Source organism: Rhodanobacter hydrolyticus (assembly GCF_044904645.1).
The window spans coordinates 3888572-3905623 of sequence record NZ_JADIKK010000008.1 but is presented as its reverse complement, the minus strand read 5'-3'; the positions used below and the strand labels follow the sequence as shown (position 1 = coordinate 3905623).

Annotated in this window: 20 protein-coding genes; 10 read left to right on the top strand and 10 right to left on the bottom strand. The window is 66.6% G+C overall.

Annotated features, from left to right (window positions below; genetic code table 11):
• Positions 1-25 precede the first annotated feature (25 nt).
• From ISP25_RS20065 to ISP25_RS20040, 6 genes are all read left to right on the top strand, one after another.
• Positions 26-754: a class I SAM-dependent methyltransferase gene (locus ISP25_RS20065; protein ID WP_404616157.1), complete on the top strand. Its 729-nt coding sequence runs from the start codon at positions 26-28 to the stop codon at positions 752-754.
• Positions 751-1932 (top strand): beta-ketoacyl-ACP synthase, encoded by a 1182-nt coding sequence (locus ISP25_RS20060; protein ID WP_404616156.1) that lies wholly within the window; start codon positions 751-753, stop codon positions 1930-1932. Before ISP25_RS20065 ends, ISP25_RS20060 begins: the two co-directional genes overlap by 4 nt.
• Entirely contained in the window at positions 1929-2426 is a 498-nt protein-coding gene (locus tag ISP25_RS20055) for an ApeP family dehydratase (RefSeq protein ID WP_404616155.1), read from the top strand. The genes ISP25_RS20060 and ISP25_RS20055 overlap by 4 nt, the downstream gene beginning before the upstream one ends.
• Entirely contained in the window at positions 2419-3147 is a 729-nt protein-coding gene (gene fabG / locus ISP25_RS20050; RefSeq protein WP_404616154.1) for a 3-oxoacyl-ACP reductase FabG, read from the top strand. The genes ISP25_RS20055 and fabG overlap by 8 nt, the downstream gene beginning before the upstream one ends.
• Positions 3148-3269: 122 nt before the next feature.
• On the top strand, positions 3270-3704 hold the full coding sequence (locus ISP25_RS20045) for an excinuclease (RefSeq protein ID WP_192156210.1): 435 nt from the start codon (positions 3270-3272) through the stop codon (positions 3702-3704).
• A 145-nt stretch (positions 3705-3849) separates the two neighbouring features.
• Entirely contained in the window at positions 3850-5007 is a 1158-nt protein-coding gene (locus tag ISP25_RS20040; RefSeq protein WP_192156212.1) for an isovaleryl-CoA dehydrogenase, read from the top strand.
• Between the two features lie 72 nt (positions 5008-5079).
• Here the strand turns inward: ISP25_RS20040 and ISP25_RS20035 are convergent, their stop codons facing one another.
• Both ISP25_RS20035 and ISP25_RS20030 read right to left on the bottom strand, forming a co-directional pair.
• Positions 5080-5634: an NADPH-dependent FMN reductase gene (locus tag ISP25_RS20035; protein ID WP_404616153.1), complete on the bottom strand. Its 555-nt coding sequence runs from the start codon at positions 5632-5634 to the stop codon at positions 5080-5082.
• Positions 5635-5752: 118 nt separating this feature from the next.
• Positions 5753-6160: a hypothetical protein gene (locus ISP25_RS20030; protein ID WP_192156216.1), complete on the bottom strand. Its 408-nt coding sequence runs from the start codon at positions 6158-6160 to the stop codon at positions 5753-5755.
• 143 nt (positions 6161-6303) lie between these two features.
• Here ISP25_RS20030 and ISP25_RS20025 point away from each other — a divergent pair, with 143 nt between their 5' ends.
• The 3 genes from ISP25_RS20025 (at position 6304) to ISP25_RS20015 (ending at position 8171) form a co-directional block, all read left to right on the top strand.
• The gene (locus ISP25_RS20025) at positions 6304-7146 is read left to right on the top strand and encodes an SAM-dependent methyltransferase (protein WP_192156218.1); all 843 of its coding nucleotides are present in this window, start codon (positions 6304-6306) and stop codon (positions 7144-7146) included.
• A gap of 141 nt (positions 7147-7287) precedes the next feature.
• A complete protein-coding gene (locus tag ISP25_RS20020; protein WP_404616152.1) occupies positions 7288-7812 on the top strand; it encodes a bactofilin family protein in 525 nt (174 codons plus the stop codon).
• Positions 7809-8171, top strand: a complete 363-nt coding sequence (locus ISP25_RS20015; RefSeq protein WP_404616151.1) for a hypothetical protein — start codon at positions 7809-7811, stop codon at positions 8169-8171. The genes ISP25_RS20020 and ISP25_RS20015 overlap by 4 nt, the downstream gene beginning before the upstream one ends.
• Positions 8172-8322: 151 nt before the next feature.
• Here the strand turns inward: ISP25_RS20015 and ISP25_RS20010 are convergent, their stop codons facing one another.
• From ISP25_RS20010 to ISP25_RS19985, 6 genes are all read right to left on the bottom strand, one after another.
• On the bottom strand, positions 8323-9918 hold the full coding sequence (locus tag ISP25_RS20010) for a carboxylesterase/lipase family protein (protein ID WP_404616150.1): 1596 nt from the start codon (positions 9916-9918) through the stop codon (positions 8323-8325).
• Positions 9919-10015: 97 nt separating this feature from the next.
• On the bottom strand, positions 10016-10501 hold the full coding sequence (locus ISP25_RS20005; RefSeq protein ID WP_404616149.1) for an iron chaperone: 486 nt from the start codon (positions 10499-10501) through the stop codon (positions 10016-10018).
• A 34-nt stretch (positions 10502-10535) separates the two neighbouring features.
• Positions 10536-10979 (bottom strand): VOC family protein, encoded by a 444-nt coding sequence (locus ISP25_RS20000; protein WP_225578255.1) that lies wholly within the window; start codon positions 10977-10979, stop codon positions 10536-10538.
• Positions 10976-11446, bottom strand: a complete 471-nt coding sequence (locus ISP25_RS19995; protein WP_404616148.1) for a helix-turn-helix transcriptional regulator — start codon at positions 11444-11446, stop codon at positions 10976-10978. The genes ISP25_RS20000 and ISP25_RS19995 overlap by 4 nt, the downstream gene beginning before the upstream one ends.
• Positions 11447-11524: 78 nt before the next feature.
• Positions 11525-11818, bottom strand: a complete 294-nt coding sequence (locus ISP25_RS19990; protein ID WP_404616147.1) for a hypothetical protein — start codon at positions 11816-11818, stop codon at positions 11525-11527.
• Between the two features lie 61 nt (positions 11819-11879).
• Positions 11880-12116, bottom strand: a complete 237-nt coding sequence (locus ISP25_RS19985) for a hypothetical protein (RefSeq protein ID WP_404616146.1) — start codon at positions 12114-12116, stop codon at positions 11880-11882.
• A 157-nt stretch (positions 12117-12273) separates the two neighbouring features.
• On the opposite strand from ISP25_RS19985, the gene pyrC reads away from it, so the two are divergent.
• The gene (gene pyrC / locus ISP25_RS19980) at positions 12274-13314 is read left to right on the top strand and encodes a dihydroorotase (protein WP_404616145.1); all 1041 of its coding nucleotides are present in this window, start codon (positions 12274-12276) and stop codon (positions 13312-13314) included.
• Between the two features lie 13 nt (positions 13315-13327).
• Here the strand turns inward: pyrC and ISP25_RS19975 are convergent, their stop codons facing one another.
• Positions 13328-14329: a M23 family metallopeptidase gene (locus ISP25_RS19975; protein WP_404616144.1), complete on the bottom strand. Its 1002-nt coding sequence runs from the start codon at positions 14327-14329 to the stop codon at positions 13328-13330.
• A gap of 621 nt (positions 14330-14950) precedes the next feature.
• Positions 14951-16552 carry a carbohydrate-binding protein gene (locus tag ISP25_RS19970; RefSeq protein WP_404616143.1) on the bottom strand — a complete coding sequence of 534 codons (1602 nt, stop codon included), beginning with the start codon at positions 16550-16552 and terminating at the stop codon, positions 14951-14953.
• Positions 16553-17052 lie beyond the last annotated feature (500 nt).

Genomic DNA, 17052 nt, shown 5'->3' with positions numbered 1-17052 from the left:
CGATCATCCGTGATCGCGAAGATCAATGAAGCTTATGACCTACGCCAGTCCTACCTACGTCGAAGAGACCCGCCTGGGTTTCCGCTTTCTCGCCACCCATACCTGGCAGCACCACGTGCTGCGCGTGGCGATCAACGACCTGAAACGCCTGCTCGGCGAGCCGCTGCCGCGCGGCGGCGTGCTGCTCGACGCCGGCTGCGGCCAAGGCAAGTCGTTCCGGCTGCTGCAGGCGGCCTTCGCGCCGGACCGGATGATCGGACTGGATGCCGATCCGCACAGCCTCACGCTGTCGCGCGCCGAGGCGGAGCGCGAAGACATAGCCGCGGAGCTGATCGCCTCCGACTGCGCGCGCATCGACCTGCCGGACGCCAGTGTGGACGTGCTCTTCTGCCACCAGACCTTCCACCACCTGGTCGAGCAGGAATGCGCCCTAGGCGAATTCTGGCGCGTGCTGAAACCCGGCGGCTGGTTGTTATTCGCCGAGTCCACCAAGGCCTACATCGACAGCTGGGTGATCCGCTGGTTCTTCCGCCACCCGATGCACGTGCAGAAGAGCGCGGACGGCTACCTTGCGATGCTGCGCGCGCAGGGCTTCGTGTTCGACGACGCAAACGTCTCCCTGCCCTACCTGTGGTGGAGCCGCGCCAAGGACTTCGGCCTGCTCGAACGCTGGGGCCTGCGCGCCCCGCCACCGCCGGGCCAGCGCGAGGAAACCCTGGTGAACGTGGCTGCCCGCAAGCCGGCGCAGGCATGAACGCGAGCTTCCTGAACGCGCTGGGCGTGGTCTGCTCCCTGGGCACGGGCAAGCCTGCGGTGGCCGAGGCGCTGTTCGCCGGCGCGGAGCACGGCCTGCACAGGGAGGACGGCTGGATTCCCGGCCATGTGCCGCCGCTGGGTGCGGTGCGCGCACCGTTGCCCGCCATCCCCGAACCGCTGACGGCCACGCGCGACAATCGCTGCAATCGCCTGCTGCTGGCCGCGGCCCGGGAAATCGAAACGGAGATCCGCGCGGCTGTCGCGGCCCACGGCAGCGCGCGCGTCGGCGTGGTGCTGGGCACCAGCACCGGCGGCATCGAGGAAGCCACGCACGGCCTGGCCGCGTGTCGGCAGCACGGCACGTGGCCAGCGGACTACCGCTACGCGCACCAGGAGCTGGCCGGCCCCGCCGAGTTCCTCGCCGAATGGCTGGATCTGGCCGGCCCCTGCTATGCGATCTCCACCGCCTGCACCGCCGGGGCACGTGCCCTCATCAGTGCGCAGCGGCTGCTGCGGGCCGATCTCTGCGATGCGGTGATCTGCGGCGGCGTGGACACCCTGGCGCGGCTGCCCTTGAACGGCTTCCATGCGCTGGGCGCGATGGATTCCGCGCGCTGCAATCCGTTCTCGCGCGAGCGTCGCGGCATCCATATCGGCGAGGGCGCGGCGCTGTTCCTGATGACGCGCGAACATGGCCCCGTGCAGTTGCTCGGTGCGGGGGCGAGCTCGGATGCGTACCACATGTCCTCACCCGACCCCGATGGCCTGGGCGCCCGACAGGCGATGGGCGCTGCATTGGCGCAGGCCGGGCTGGAACCGGCGCACATCGATTACCTCAACCTGCACGGCACCGCTACCATGCATAACGACGCGATGGAGGCGCAGGCGGTAGCTGCACTGTTTCCGCACGGCGTGCCCTGCTCGTCGACCAAGCCGCTCACCGGCCACACGCTGGCCGCCGCCGGTGCGCTGGAAGCCGCGTTCTGCTGGCTCAGCCTGCGCGACGGCCGGTTGCCGCCGCAGTTGTGGGACGGCATGTCCGATCCCGCGCTGCCCGCGCTGCGCTTCGTCGAGACCGGAGCGCGACTGCCGGACGACAAGCCTCGCCGCCTGATGAGCAGCTCCTTCGCCTTCGGCGGCAATAATGCCTGCCTGATCCTGGGAGACGCCGCATGACAGCGTGGCCCATCGCCGAACTGCTGCCGCACGCGGGCGAGATGATCCTGCTCGACGCGGTGCTGGAGCATGGCCCCGAGCACGCGCTGTGCATCCGCCGGGTGCCCACGGGCGGCCTGTTCCACGACGCCGACGGCAAGCTGCCGGCGTGGATGGGCGTGGAGCTGATGGCGCAGGCCATCGCCGCCTGGGCCGGCTGCCAGGCCAAGGCAGCGGGCGAACCGGTGCGCCTGGGCTTCCTGCTCGGGACCCGCCACTACACCTGCAACGTCGTCGCGTTCGAGCCGGACAGCGAGCTGCGCATCGAGGCGCGCCGCGACTTCCATGACGACGGCGGCATGGGCGTGTTCGCCTGCCGCATCGAAGCGCCCGGCGTGCTGGCCGAGGCACGGCTCACCGTGTTCAGCCCGCCCGACGCCAGCGCCCTGTTCCAGGACGGCACATTTCAAGACGGCAAGTCCCCATCCCCTGCATCGGAACCAAGCCATGGCTGACAGCATCCTGGTCACCGGCTCCAGCCGCGGCATCGGCCGTGCGATCGCGCTGCGGCTGGCGCAGGCCGGCCACGACCTCGTCCTGCATTGCCGCGCAAAGCGCGACGAGGCAGAAGCGGTGCGCGCGGAAATCGAACGCATGGGGCGCTCCGCGCGCGTGCTGCAGTTCGACATCGCTGATCGCGCGGGCTGCCGTGCCGCCCTGGAAGCGGACGCGGAACGGCACGGGGCGCCCTACGGCGTGGTGTGCAACGCCGGACTCACCCGCGACGGCGCGTTCCCCGCGCTCACCGACGAAGACTGGGACCGCGTGCTGCGCACCAACCTCGACGGCTTCTACAACGTATTGCACCCGCTGGTGATGCCGATGATCCGCCGCCGCGCGCCGGGCCGCATCGTCTGTATCACCTCGGTGTCTGGCCTGATCGGCAACCGTGGCCAGGTCAACTACAGCGCGTCCAAGGCCGGCGTGATCGGCGCAGCCAAGGCGCTGGCCGTGGAACTGGCCAAGCGGAAGATCACCGTGAATTGCGTGGCGCCGGGCCTGATCGACACCGACATGCTCGACGCCGACGTGCCGGTGGAGGAAATCCTCAAGGCCATCCCAGCGCAACGCGCCGGCACGCCGGAGGAGGTCGCCGCCGCGGTGGCCTTCCTGGTGAGTCCGGAAGCCGGCTACATCACCCGTCAGGTACTCGCCGTCAATGGCGGCCTGTGCTGACGCGGCGGCCCATGGCTGCATGCCGGGCCCGTGCATTGTTCAAAGCCCCGGCATGGCCGTTGTCCACCCGGATTGATCCAGCGAGTCCATCCAGCCCGTCCATCCCAAGGAGACAGAAACGCATGAAAGCACTCACCCTCGGTCTTGCCGCATTGCTCCTGGCCGCTCCGGCTGCCGCCATGGCCAGCGACAAGGTGGTCCACCTGTCGTTCGAAAGCGGCGTCGCGGCAGCCCAGAAGGCCGGCCTGATCGACGACAGCGTGAAGTTCTACCTGGCCGGCACCGGCCCGCATGGCACCGTGGTCAACGACAATGTCACGATCAACCGCAAGACCAATGCCTTCGGCAAGAGCGACGAGGAAACCTGCAACCACGTGCTCGCCACCGACCTCATCTACCTGCACAACCTGGCCAAGCAGGCGGGCGCCAATGCCGTGACGGACATCGTCAGCAACTACAACGACACCGAATACCGCGACGGCCAGAACTATGAATGCCACCGGGGCTTCCTGATGTCCGGCGTCGCGCTGAAAGCCAAGCTCGTCAAGCTGCCCTGAGCGTCGCGCTGCCCAAAACCCGATGAACGGAAACGCCGGCCATGCGCCGGCGTTTCCGTTTCGCGCCCCGGCTGTCTTCGCCACCAAGCCTGCAGCGTCGCCGCCACGTTATCATTCACATCCCGATCCCCCTGGAATGCCGTCCATGCGCCCCTTCCCGCTCGGTGAAGAAATCGATCTGCTGCGCGACACCGTGCACGCCTTCGCGGAGAAGGAAATCGCGCCGCGCGCCACGCAGATCGACCACGACAACCTGTTCCCCGCCGACCTGTGGCGCAAGTTCGGCGAGCTGGGCCTGCTCGGCGTGACCATCCCGACCGAGTACGGCGGCACCGGCATGGGCTACCTCGCGCACATGGTGGCGATGGAGGAGATCTCTCGCGCGTCGGGCTCGGTGGGTTTGTCCTACGGCGCGCACTCGAACCTGTGCGTCAACAACATCTTCCACAACGGCAACGAGGCGCAGCGCAGGAAGTACATCCCCAAGCTGTGCTCGGGCGAGTACGTGGGCGCGCTGGCAATGAGCGAACCGGGCGCCGGCTCCGACGTGGTGGGCTCGATGAGCTGCAAGGCCGAACTGAAGGACGGCGTGTGGGTCGCCAACGGTTCGAAGATGTGGATCACCAACGGCCCCGACGCCGACGTGTTGCTGGTCTACATGCGCACCGCGCCGCGTGCGGCCGGCAGCCGTTGCATGACCGCCTTCATCGTCGAGAAGGGCATGAAGGGTTTCAGCACCGCGCAAAAGCTGGACAAGCTCGGCATGCGCGGCTCCAACACCTGCGAACTCGTGTTCGAGGATTGCGCGATCCCCGTAGAGAACATCGTGGGCGAGGTGAACGAAGGCGTGCGCGTGCTGATGAGCGGCCTAGACACCGAACGCCTGGTGCTCTCCGGCGGCCCGATCGGCCTGATGCAGGCGGCGCTGGACCTCACCCTGCCCTACGTGCGGGAACGCAAGCAGTTCAATGCGCCGATCGGCACCTTCGGCATGATGCAGGCCAAGGTGGCCGACATGTACACCGCGCTGCAGTCCTCGCGCGGCTTCGCCTACATGGTGGCGCAGCAGTTCGACACCGGCGTGAAGTCGCGCGTCGACCCTGCTGCCTGCCTGCTCAATGCCTCGACCAATGCGGTGAAAGTGGCGCTGGAGGCGATCCAGTCGCTGGGCGGCAACGGCTACATCAACGAGTTCCCCGCCGGGCGCCTGCTGCGCGATGCCAAGCTGTACGAGATCGGCGCCGGCACCAACGAGATCCGCCGCATGCTGATCGGCCGCGAGCTGTTCCACGGCAAGGCCTGACGACGCGCGCGGCCCATTCGGTCGCTTCCGGCTCACGGTCGCCTGCGCCGGGAGCGCCCCGAAGAAACTCGCTCAGGTGTGCCGCTTCACCCATGCCACGTAGCGATCCATGAACGTTTGCAGGAATTTCTGCGTGCCCTCGTTCGCGACATGGCCTTCGGCGTCGATCAGGCCGTCGTCCTTGAATTGCACGTACACCTCCGGCTGCGCCAGCATCGCCACGTCGAGATAGGCGAGCACGTTGCGCAGGTGCTGCTGCGCCAGCGCACTTCCGGTGGAGCCGATCGAGGCACCGATCACCGCCCCCGGCTTGCCGGCGAAGGAGTTCGTACCCCAGGGGCGCGAGGCGATATCGAGTGCGTTCTTCAGCACGCCGGGGATGCCGCGGTTGTATTCAGGCGTGACGAACAACAGGGCGTCGGCACCTTCGATCTCCTGCTTCAGGCGCCTGGCCTCGGCCGGGTAGTCGGCATCGAAATCCTGGTTGTACAACGGCAGGTTGTCGATGCGGATGTGCTCGAAGACGAATTCCTTCGGCGCCAACCGCCCCACCGCCTTCGCCAGCCGCAGGTTGATCGACGCCCTGCGCAGGCTTCCCACCAGCACCGCCACCTTGATCGTGCTCATGCTCGACTACTCCATCGGGAAAGTACGTTGGTGCGCGGCGCATCGGGGCCATGGCGCATGGCGCGATCAAGTCTGCACGATGCGCGGATCAATGCACGCGCGACCTCCGCAGGGCCGGTTACTTCGCCTGCAAGGTCTCCATGACCTGCTTCGCGTCGGCATGCGCGGCATCCAGCGTGCCCGCCTTGAGGCCATGCTCGGCCTGGCCCAGCGCCGCATTCAGACGGTCCACGGCCGCGACGTCGCCCTTGGCATCCGGGATGGCTCCGTTGCCCATGCCTTTGCAGGGATCTTCCGCCTTGGCATCGAACCCCTTGCCCGACGTGCCAACCAGGCAATTCACCACGTGATGCAGATGCGCATGCGCCGTCGCCAGATCCGCCGCCCCCATCGCCATACCGGCATGGGCGGTGGCCGTCGCAACCTGTTTCGACTCCGCACCGTTCGCATCGGCCGCCTGCACAGCGATCGGCAGGGCCAGCGCCAGCAGCAGGACTGGCAACGCATGCTTGAAACATTTCGTCATGGCACGACTCCTGAACGTGGCGGCAGGCGGCCGCAGTCTGACCACTATGGCGCGGCCATTGTGAGGAAAGCGGAAAAAGCCAGGCGCCGATAGGCACCCTGCCTGCGTTACGATGCGCGACCATCCACCCTGGATTGCCCGTCGTGCCGCATTACACCGGCCCCTTGCTGACCCGCGCCGCTGCCGACCTGCTGCTTGCCGCACGGGATGCCGGCGAGGTCGAGTGGCACGGCTCGCTGGACCTGGGGCGCAGCACCGGCGTCGCATCGCTGCAGGCGGACCGTTGGCAATGGCGCGGCGAAAGCTACCCTTGGCCTTCCGCGCTGAAGGATCGCACCATCCATTACTGGGACGGCGAAGCATTCGATGCGGCAGCGCGTTTCTCCGGCTCGCTCATCAAGCTGGTGCCCACCGAGTGGAACGTACCCACCTTCGAGATCGACGGCATCAAGATGCTGCCCACCTCGAAGGAATCGCCGCTGGAAGACGCCCGCCGCAAGGTGGCGCTGGTCGAGCCGCACGGCAAGATCGTGCTGGATACCTGTGGCGGCATGGGTTATTTCGCCGCCTGCTGCTTGGCGGCAGGTGCGTCGCGCATCCACTCGTTCGAGAAGAACCCCGACGTGCTGTGGCTGCGCACGCTGAACCCCTGGTCGCCCGACCCGGATGCGCCTGCAGCCGGCGGCCGCCTGCAGCTTGTCCACGCCGACGTGTCGCAGGCCATCGCAGGTCTCGCCGATGCCTCGGTGGATGCCTTGTTGCACGACCCGCCGCGTTTCGGCATCGCAGGCGAGCTGTACTCGCTTGCGTTCTACCGGCAACTCGCCCGCGTGCTGCGCAAGGGCGGCCGCCTGTTCCACTACACCGGCAGCCCGAACAAACTCACCAGCGGCCGCGACGTGCCGCGCGAAGTGGCGCAGCGGCTGCAGGAGGCCGGTTTCCAGGCCCAACTGATGCTGGATGGCGTGCTGGCGACACGGCGCTGAGACCAGCCTCAACGAACTGTGCCATCGCGCCCATGGGCGGCTCGTCGGCTCTCATCTCGTCAACCAGGCAGCCTGCCGAGGTTTCCATCATCGCCGTTTCGGGGGTACGCTCGATTTCCCCAAGTGAACCGGAGTCCCGTCATGGCCTTGTGGAAAGAGCCCGTGAAGTCCCCCTCCAACGCGGCACCCGAAGCCACGGACCAGGCGCGTCTCGACATCCCGGAAACCAGGCCTGAAGCGGCACCGCCGGTGCAACTGGCACCGCGTTCAACCCCCATGGCCGCGGCTGCGCCAGGCAAGCCCAAGGCCGAATCGTTGATCGCGCCCGACATCACCATCGAGGGAAAGATCGAAGGCGCGGGTCACGTGCGCATCGCCGGCAGCTTCAAGGGCGACGTCAACGTGCGCGGGGATCTCACCATCGAAACCGGTGCCAAGGTGACCGGCAGCGTGCGTGCCGAGAAGGTCACCATCGCAGGCGAACTGGTGGGCAATATTGAATCCGCCATGCACGTGGACCTGCTGCAGAGCGGCGCGCTCAGCGGCGACCTGAAGGCCGGATCGCTCAGCGTGGCGGCCGGCTCGCGCATGCGTGGCCAGGTCGAGTTCGGCTGGGACGACAACGGCACACGTACGGACGGCGGCCGCGGCGGCGCGACTTCGTGACCGCCGCACCCTCGGGCACGCCCGGGGCAACACGCATCTGCCCTCACTGCCGGGAGACCATCCTCGAAAGCGCGAGCGTGTGCCCCGCCTGCCGCCACAAGCTGCGTTTCAGCGAGCCGGGCACAGCAGCGTCTGCGCCAGTGTCCGTGCCGCTGCGCGTGGAAGGCAGCTTCCGCAACCCCGACAGCGGCGCGTGGGAGTATGCGATGGTGCTGACCATTCGCAACGAGCGCGGCGAAGAGATCGCGCGCAAGTTGGTGGGCGTCGGCGCGATGCAGCCGGACGAAGAACGCACCTTTGCCCTGAGCGTCGAGATGCAGGCCGCCAGTACTGGCAACAAGCGCTCGCGGCCGTACTGACGACGGCGGGACGATCGATTCGAACGAACCCACGCGATCGTGACGCGACAGATCCGACTTCACGACGGAACCGGCCGGGCGAGCACACCGGATCGCTTGCTCCGGCGCGGCCGCATGGCGGAACGAAGCCGATGTCGGCTGCACGCTCTCCTCAGAGATGCGCGTCGGGTTCCACACGTTGCAGGAATTCGTAGCGCGATGCGTTCCGATCGACGAAGCCGTGCGTATCCGCGCCTATCGCCTGGCGCAGCAGGCCCCCATCCTTTTCGGCCACCGCAGGCCAATGCGGCAATCCTGCGCCGTTGGGGTTGCCGGTCTTGATGAAGTTGGCCCAGTAGCCTTCCATCGTGGCCGAGACGCGGCGGTCGGTCGGCGTCCACGCGTAGACGGCATTGCCGTCCAGGTTGCCCAGTGCGTATTCGATCTCGCCGCTGTGCACCGCGCCGGTGCCCGCACCGGCGCTGCCGTCCCGTTTCGCCGGTCGTGGCTGCTCAAAGTAGTAGTAATAGACCGGCGCGTTGCCGGTACGGTACTGCGCATCCATCCAGCGCCAGGTGGAGAACGCGATGAACTGGTCCGCCGAAAGCGCCGTGCCGGAGGCTTTCACCTGGGCCTCGTTGTTGCCTGGGTAAAGCCTGAGCGCTTCGTCCACATGCGCCTCGCCCAGCAGCTTTTGCACCGCGTCGCGGTAATTGCCCGGCGTGGGCGCCCTCTGGTCGAGCAAGCCCGCGTAATAGCCTTCCTGCGAGTTCGAACCGACCAGCAGCGGAATGTGCGCCTGCTCGCCGGCGGCATAGATAGCCTCGGGCGAACGCGGCAGCACGGCTCCATCGATGGTCATGTCGAAGCCGCCGCTGTCCGAGGTGCCGAGCGCCTTCATCAGCGTGTCCGCCGGCATCGCGCGCAATTCCGCCAGCGAACGGGCGCCGACCTTGCGCATGAAGTCCGTGCCTTTCTGCTCGGCTTCGGCGAAGGGCATCGGCTTGAGGTTGCCGAGCACCGCGCCGCTCTCGCCGATCGCGCGCTGCATCAGCTCTTTCGACAGCGGCGAGGCCATCAGCGCCGACACCGCCATCGAACCCGACGACTCGCCGCCGATGGTGATCTGTGCCGGGTCGCCGCCGAACGCGGCGATGTTGTCATGCACCCAATGCAATGCCGCCGTCATGTCCATCAGGCTGTAGTTGCCGGCGGCATGCTGCGGCGACTCGGCGGTCAGCGCAGGCAAGGCGAGCAGTCCGAACACGTCCAGCCGGTAGTTCACCGTGACGGTCACGATGCCGCGCTGCGCGAGGCTCGCGCCGTCGTAGCGCAGCTCCGAACCATCGCCCGCGAGCAGGCTACCGCCGTAGAAATACACCAGCACCGGCAGCTTGCCTTTCTCCCGCTGCGCGGGCGTCCATACATTGAGGTAGAGACAGTCCTCGCTCATGCCGTTGGAGCGAAACACCATGTCGCCGTAAAGCGGCCGCTGCATGCAGCGCGGCCCGAAGCGATCGGCAGCGCGCACGCCGCTCCAAGCAACCACCGCTTGCGGCGGCTTCCAGCGCAGCGCCCCCATCGGCGGCGCGGCATAGGGAATGCCCTTGAACTCGTCCAGCCCTTTCCCGGCATCGTGAAGGCCCGACAGGCTGCCGGAGTCGACATGCGCCATGGGCGCCGCATCGGCGGCCATGGCCCAAGGGGCGGGCGATGCGAGCACCAGCCCCAGCAGGACGCGGCACGAACACGGAAGAGCCTTGCGCATGGTGAGCTGCCTTGATCGGTGGGCAAAGTTCCATCTTAGATCGGCGGGCGAACGGGAAAACATCCCGCCGCCCGCACGTCGGCCGGGAACGAACCGCTCAGCCCAGCGCCTTCTTCAACAGCGTAGCGATGCGCTTCTCCACCTCGGCGTTCATGGCCTTGAGTGCGAAGGTGGTCGGCCACATGGCGCCGTCGTCGAGCTTGGCCTTGTCGTTGAAACCGAGGGTGGCGTATCTGTCCTTGAACTTCTGCGCGTCCTTGAAGAAACAGACAACCTTGTCGTCCAGGGCATACGCCGGCATGCCGTACCAGGTCTTCGGCACCAGCGTCGGGGCATGCGCCTTGACGAGGGCATGGACCCGCGAGGCCAGGGCGCGGTCGGCTTCCGCCATCTTGGCGATCGCCGCCAGCACCTCGCGTTCGCCGTCCTCCCGACTCCTGTCGGCGCGTGCCTGCGCTTTCTGTTCTTGGGCATAGGCCTTCATCGCGGCCTTCTCCTCGACGCTGAAGGCGGCCTTCTTGCCAGGCGCCGCGCCGGTCTTGGATGGCGCTTTCTGCGCAACTTTCTTTGCAGCGGGACTCATCGGAAACTCCTTGCAATGGTCGATATCGAGAGGCTCAGCACCGTTCCTGCACGCGCAGCAGGTTGCCGGCGGGGTCGCGGATGGCGCAGTCGCGTACGCCGTAGGGCTGCATGGTCGGCTCTTCGACGATCTCGGTACCGCTGGCCTGGATTTTCTCGAACGCCGCGTCGAGATCCTTGGTGGCCAGCAGCATGGTTGCGAAGGTGCCCTTGGCCATCATCTCGGCGATGGTGCGCTTCTCGTCGTCGGTGACGCCAGAGCTGGCGACCGGCGGATACAGCACGATGGCGGTGCCCGGCTGGCCGGCCGGACCGACCGTGATCCAACGCATGCCGTTGTAGCCGACGTCGTTGCGTACCTCGAAGCCGAGGGTGTCGCGATAGAACGCCAGCGAGGCATCCGGGTCGCTGTGCGGGAGGAAGCTGGCGTGGATGCTGATGTCCATGAATGTCCTGTCGGGTGTGGAAGGAGCCGTCATGCTAGGTCCGGCTCGGTGGCCGGCGCTTCTCGATTCCTGATCGGTCGCGTCCGATTCCTGATCGGTCGCGTCACCTGTCGCGCGATGCAGGACGGCAGCCCTGCCGTCGCGAGCGCCGCTTCGCGCCGGTACACGCCGGGCGACATCCCGACCAGTTCGTTGAAGCGGGTGCTGAAGGTGCCCAGCGAGGCGCAGCCCACGGTGAAGCAGACCTCGGTGACGCTGAGGTCGCCGCGCCGCAGCAAGGCCATCGCGCGCTCGATGCGCCGCGTCATCAGATAGCTGTAGGGCGATTCGCCGAAGGCGAGCTTGAACTGGCGGCTGAGATGCCCGGCCGACATGCCGATGGTGTTCGCCAGGGACTCGACGTCCAGCGGCTGGGCGTATTCGCGATCGATGCGGTCGCGCACGCGGCGCAATCGGGCAAGGTCACGCAGATGTTGGGACGGAGCAGGCTTGTCGCTCATCGCTGGAATCGTCCCACTTCGGTCGACGACCCTCAAGCGACAAGGAGCGCGCCACAGATGCGGGGTGGCGGACGCGCCTCACTTCAACGGCCAGCGTTCGAGGTGTCTGTGTTCCGAATGGCCCACGAGGCTGGCCACCAGATCGACCGCCTCGACACGGAAGCTCAGCGGTTCGACCGACCGGCGCTCGACCGGCAAACCGTCACGATAGCCCAGCGTGAGGAGCGCCTCGCTCATGCCGCGCGTCGCCACGAGCCCGACGTGCTGCTGCACTTCGGCCAAGGCCACGCGCAAGCCTTGCACGGCGCGCGTGCCGACCGCATCCGCCAGCGCGACGAAGGTGCGCCCATCCGCACCGAAACCGCCCGTCATCGCATCCAGCGTGAGCTCGAAGGCTGATTAGGTGAACTGTTCGGCGGCGACGCGCAAAACCTCACGGAGAGGTTGCCACCGTCGGCGCGGGGTACCGCAGAGCACGACGCTGGCATGCAGCAACCCACTGCGGCCGGGGCACGACATCGATCCGTCCGCAGATGCGCTGGCGCCAGGCGGCGACTCGTTGCAAGTCTTCCGCAGCGGGACAGATCGCGAAGAACACCGGCACCAGGTGAGGAAGGGCGTCGAAACCGTCGGAGTCCGGCCCCGGCGATGCGGAAAAGAGATCGTCCATGGGCTGCTTTCGCATTGGCACGCGCCGTGACGCAACACGGCCGGCGGCGACGCCATGGTGTCGTTCCGATACCATATGCAACCGCCCGGCGGTGCGCGCCCACTAACACGTCTCGAGGCTGCCGCCTGCCCTCTCCCGTCCCCGGAGCTTTATCGCCATGTCGTCCGCGCGCCTCGAAATCACCCGTCCCGACGACTGGCATTTGCACCTGCGCGACGGCGCCGCTCTCGGCTCGGTGGTGGCCGACACTGCGCGGCAGTTCGGGCGCGCCATCGTGATGCCCAACCTCAAGCCGCCGGTGACCACGGTGGCCCAAGCCGAGGACTACCGTCGCCGCATCATCGCATGCCTGCCGGCGGACACGCGCTTCCAGCCGCTGATGACGCTGTACCTCACCGAGGCCACCACGCCGGACGAAATCGCGCGCGCCAAGGCCAGCGGCATCGTGCATGCCGTGAAGTACTACCCGGCCGGCGCCACCACTAACTCGCAGGCCGGCGTGCGCGACCTGGCGAACGTGCAGGCCGCGCTCGAGGCCATGGAGCAGTACGGCCTGCCGCTGCTGATGCACGGCGAAGTCACCGACTCGAGCGTGGACATCTTCGACCGCGAGCAGGTGTTCATCGAACGCCACCTGATTCCGCTGCGCGAACGCTTTCCCGAGCTGCGCATGGTGCTGGAACACATCACCACGCGCGCCGCGGTGGAATTTGTGCGTGAAGCGCCCGCGCACGTGGGCGCCACCATCACCGCGCACCACCTGTTGCTCAACCGCAACGCGATCTTCGAAGGCGGCATCCGCCCGCACCATTACTGCCTGCCGGTGCTGAAGCGCGAAACGCATCGCACCGCTCTGGTGGAGGCCGCCACCAGCGGCGACACGCACTTCTTCCTCGGCACCGACAGCGCGCCGCACGCACAGGAAGCCAAGGAAGCGGCCTGCGGCTGCGCGGGCATCTACACCGCACACGCAGCCATCGAGCTGTATGCCGAAGCCTTCGAGCAGGGCGGCAAGCTGGACAGGCTCGAAGCCTTCGCCAGCTTCCATGGCCCGGACTTCTATGGCCTACCGCGCAACGCCGACACCATCGTGCTGGAGCGCAAGCCCTGGACGGTGCCCGACGCGATACCCTTCGGCGAAAGTCAGTGCGTGCCGTTCCGCGCGGGGCAGTCCGTGGCCTGGTCGATCGCCGCCTAGCGCACGCGCGACCTCAATCCGGAAAACGCACGACCGCATTCTCTGCCGGCCACTCGCCACGCCGCTGTTCGGCTTCGTCCTCGCGACGCGGTTTCCAGGCCGCTTTGCCAAGTTGGCCCAGATCGTCGTAACTGCCCAGCAGGTCGAACGCGTCCAGCGCGAAAGGCCGCCCTTCAGCGCCGATCGGGGACGGCCCGTCGGCCACGTGGAAATGCAGGTGCGGCCCAGTGGATGCACCGGTAAAACCGAGCCCGCCCAACACATCGCCACGATGCACGCGTTGGCCGGGACCGACCACGATGCTGCCGGGACGCAGGTGCTCGTAGAACGCGTACCGGCCATCACCGAGGCGGATCGTCACGAAATTGCCTGCGTCCTCAGCCAGCACATGCTTCGGATTGCCGGATACGCTGGAGGACTCGGCCATGCTGTCGCGCACAGCCACCACGGTGGCATCCGCGACAGCCAGCACGTCGACACCGTACCCCAGCCAGTTGCTCGGCACATCCCGGTCTCCCCGCGCCAGGTGTCCGGCAGCATCGACGCGCACCCAATCGATGGCAAAGCGCCCCGGAATGCGGGCCGTCCCGTCGACCACATTGAAGACACGGCGATGGCCAGTTGCCCATCCGGCGCCGTGGATCGCAACCCAAGGGCCGCCGCGCAACGGCGGCCCAAGCGCCGCTCCTGTGGGATACGACACCGTGGCGCGTGCACCACGCACGACAACCGTTGACGCATCCGGCTGCGCCGTGTACTCCACCACATGCTCGACCGCCCGCGGCGCTTGACCGTGTGTGGGCCATTCGATGTAGACCACGCCGCGCCGTCCCGGCGGAACGAGAAGATCTGGCGTCGTGGCAGCTGCGCCGATCAGCGCAAACCGCTGCCGCAGCGCGTCGCCGATCCAAGCCGCCAGCAGGTGTCCATCCTGCGCGTCCACCACCATGACACGGGACAGACGCAGTGGCGTCGCCGAGAAATTGGTCAGGTGCAGCTCCTGGAATACCTGCATGCCAGCACTCGTGCTCACCGCCTGCGGCACGTCTAGCACACGCAGCTCCAGGGATCCGGGAGCCTGCGGCCGCGCTTCCCTGGCAACGCATGTAATCACCAGGCAGCATGCGAATAGACAGCATGCGAACAAAGTGCGAGTCACAGTATTCATGCTTCACCCATGATCCGGAGCCGGGCACATTGAATCAAACCATTGGCCCGAACCCAGAGGACTGGGACAAGAGCGATGCATCACGGGATAAACGGCACCTTCATCGGGCCGAGCGGGAACGGGTCAGGTCAAGTTAGTGCCACCGCGCTGATCCGGACAGCACGATCCGATATCCCTGGCCACAATCATCCTCACGACCACGAGGCCACGCGATGGGCGGCTCGCTGCCCTCACCCCACGTTGTTCAAGGCCGGCCGAAAAATTGCGCACCGATCCGTCGTGATGCAGGCGGCAGGCATCATGCAATGGGCGCATGGCAAACCGACGGATACATGCTGCCATCACCGATGGCAGTTAATCAGGCCATCCCTTGCCGTCCGCGCAAATCTGATCATGAAAGCAAGCGCCGCGTCGCTGCGGCGCTTGCCGTGAAGCGCTCGCTCCGGCGTTGACCGGAGGCGAAACCGCCTACCTTCCCAGATCGCTCAGGAAGCTCTTGGTGTACTGCAGCGGCGTGCTGGTGGACACCGAGTTGCAGGTGGGCGAAGCGGTGCTCTGGCTGCACGGGGTGTCGCGATCGAGCGACCAGAAGTGGATGCCCGCCAGGCCATTGGAAACGGCATAGCTCGTCAACGTGCTGGCGTTGGCGATGGTGAAGTTCTCGCTGGACACGTCGTTGACGCCGATCATCGGAGTCAGCTCGATCCTGTTAGGCGAGATGCCATAGGTGTGTTCTAGGTTCACCGCGGCCTGGATCGCCGTCTGCGCCATGTCGCACGAACCATTCGACACCACGCAGACGCTGGAGCTGGCGGCGCCGTAATCCATCGTCATCAGGTTGATGGTGTAGTTGCTGAGCGTGGAGGCCTGCACGGCCCGTACCACCATGTCGCCCAGGCTGTTGACGCCACCGTAGCTCCCATCCGACGCGCCCAGCGTGGCCACCGTGAACGAGAAGCGCAGATTGGGATACAGCGACTGGCCGTACACCGCGGCAGCCACCAGATTGTTGATGTCGGCCTGAGACTGGCCGCCTTCGATGTCGAAGTCCACGCCCACCATCTGCGGCGACATGTAGCGTGACAGGAAAGCGGCGAAGTTCGCCGTGCTGCCGCAGGTGAAGGTGCCCGCCTGGCCACCGGTGGAAACCACATAGGGCAGGCCCGCGCTGGACAGCGCCGGGATATTGGCCGTGGCGAAGCTTGCGCCCGGCACGCCGCCCCAGTTCTCGCTGCCGCATTCGCCGGTGGCGAACGCCAGCGTGATCGCACTGAGATCGGATACGTAGTTCGAATAGAGGCTGCCCGTGCCGACCACCGGAATCGCCGAACCCGTCGCCGCGGCGGTCTGCATGGTGTCGGTGTTCCAGTTCATGTTGATCGTCACGTCCTTGTACGGACTGAACAGCAGTTTGGCACCGGTGCCCGGCGGATTCGCCGGACCGCTACCGCCGCCACTGGAGCCACCGCCGCTGCTGCCCCCGCCACTCGTTCCGCCACCGGAGGAACCGCTGCCGCTGCACGCGCCTTGCGAGGTCCAGGGTTCGCCCGAACCGGTCGCGCCGCTGTTCGTGGCCGGGTCGTTGCCCTGCGTCCACCAGTTGGCGACGTAATTGATGCTGTTCTCGCTAGCAACGGCGCCGCCGTTATAAGCCGTGGTCGCGCTCCACGCCGCCGCGCAGGCATTCCCCGAGCCGCTGCTGCCGCTGGAGCCAGTGGAGCCGCCACTGCCGCTGGAACCGCCACTTCCACTCGAACCGGAACCCGAACCACCGCACGCCCCTTGCGAAGTCCAGGGCTCGCCCGAACCGCTTGCGCCGCTGCTGGTGGCCGGATCGTTGCCTTGCGTCCACCAGTTGGCGACGTAGTTGGTGCCGTTCTCGCTGGCGACGGCCCCCCCGCTGTAGGCCGTGCCCGAATTCCACGCCGCCGCGCAGGCCGTTGCGGTTTGCGCGTGTACCACCTGCACCGGTGCCACCGTCATCAAGCTCATCGCCATCGCGCCACCTGCGGTGGTGCCGACTGCGTTGAGTGCCGTGTGTAGCCAAACAACCGACTTCTTCATATGCATGAAAGCGTCTCCCTGGTTGAGTTGCGTTATCTAGAGGCGGAAGGTCTTCTCCGTGGCGAACGGCTTGCGATCCTTGGCGGTGTTCCCCTGTTTGGACATCCGGCCCACCACGGCCTGCCAAGACCGAAACGGTGGCGCCTGGATGTCTTGTAATGACAACGTTGTCTAAATCAGGTGACGCAAACCGTGACGGCAATCGTGGAAACGCAACGCAGGCAATGAACATTGCCGCTTTCAAAAAAAGCCAGTTAATTATCGCAATGCAGCGCCAAAGATGACGCCGATATAGCTATTCGCGTGCGGCATCGATGGTGCGATGCAACTAGATCGATTTAGACGTATGGACGTCCATGCGGTCCATAAAAGGACTTTCGTGACACCGTTGTCTGAAAGCCCGCGAAAGCAACGACGCCCACGGGCAGCACTGCTTGCCATCGGCGGCGACCGAAGAAAGATCTCCGGACAAAAACCCTTGGGCAGGGCCAGGCACAGCCATTGCG

What these genes read in the sequence shown, in the direction of transcription:
- ISP25_RS20065 (WP_404616157.1), top strand. Translation starts at nt 26, where the DNA reads ATGAAGCTTATGACCTACGCCAGTCCTACCTACGTCGAAGAGACCCGC.
- ISP25_RS20060 (WP_404616156.1), top strand. Translation starts at nt 751, where the DNA reads ATGAACGCGAGCTTCCTGAACGCGCTGGGCGTGGTCTGCTCCCTGGGC.
- ISP25_RS20055 (WP_404616155.1), top strand. Translation starts at nt 1,929, where the DNA reads ATGACAGCGTGGCCCATCGCCGAACTGCTGCCGCACGCGGGCGAGATG.
- fabG (WP_404616154.1), top strand. Translation starts at nt 2,419, where the DNA reads ATGGCTGACAGCATCCTGGTCACCGGCTCCAGCCGCGGCATCGGCCGT.
- ISP25_RS20045 (WP_192156210.1), top strand. Translation starts at nt 3,270, where the DNA reads ATGAAAGCACTCACCCTCGGTCTTGCCGCATTGCTCCTGGCCGCTCCG.
- ISP25_RS20040 (WP_192156212.1), top strand. Translation starts at nt 3,850, where the DNA reads ATGCGCCCCTTCCCGCTCGGTGAAGAAATCGATCTGCTGCGCGACACC.
- ISP25_RS20035 (WP_404616153.1), bottom strand. Translation starts at nt 5,634, where the DNA reads ATGAGCACGATCAAGGTGGCGGTGCTGGTGGGAAGCCTGCGCAGGGCG.
- ISP25_RS20030 (WP_192156216.1), bottom strand. Translation starts at nt 6,160, where the DNA reads ATGACGAAATGTTTCAAGCATGCGTTGCCAGTCCTGCTGCTGGCGCTG.
- ISP25_RS20020 (WP_404616152.1), top strand. Translation starts at nt 7,288, where the DNA reads ATGGCCTTGTGGAAAGAGCCCGTGAAGTCCCCCTCCAACGCGGCACCC.
- ISP25_RS20010 (WP_404616150.1), bottom strand. Translation starts at nt 9,918, where the DNA reads ATGCGCAAGGCTCTTCCGTGTTCGTGCCGCGTCCTGCTGGGGCTGGTG.
- ISP25_RS20005 (WP_404616149.1), bottom strand. Translation starts at nt 10,501, where the DNA reads ATGAGTCCCGCTGCAAAGAAAGTTGCGCAGAAAGCGCCATCCAAGACC.
- ISP25_RS20000 (WP_225578255.1), bottom strand. Translation starts at nt 10,979, where the DNA reads ATGACGGCTCCTTCCACACCCGACAGGACATTCATGGACATCAGCATC.
- ISP25_RS19995 (WP_404616148.1), bottom strand. Translation starts at nt 11,446, where the DNA reads ATGAGCGACAAGCCTGCTCCGTCCCAACATCTGCGTGACCTTGCCCGA.
- ISP25_RS19990 (WP_404616147.1), bottom strand. Translation starts at nt 11,818, where the DNA reads ATGACGGGCGGTTTCGGTGCGGATGGGCGCACCTTCGTCGCGCTGGCG.
- ISP25_RS19985 (WP_404616146.1), bottom strand. Translation starts at nt 12,116, where the DNA reads ATGGACGATCTCTTTTCCGCATCGCCGGGGCCGGACTCCGACGGTTTC.
- pyrC (WP_404616145.1), top strand. Translation starts at nt 12,274, where the DNA reads ATGTCGTCCGCGCGCCTCGAAATCACCCGTCCCGACGACTGGCATTTG.
- ISP25_RS19975 (WP_404616144.1), bottom strand. Translation starts at nt 14,329, where the DNA reads ATGCAGGTATTCCAGGAGCTGCACCTGACCAATTTCTCGGCGACGCCA.
- ISP25_RS19970 (WP_404616143.1), bottom strand. Translation starts at nt 16,552, where the DNA reads ATGCATATGAAGAAGTCGGTTGTTTGGCTACACACGGCACTCAACGCA.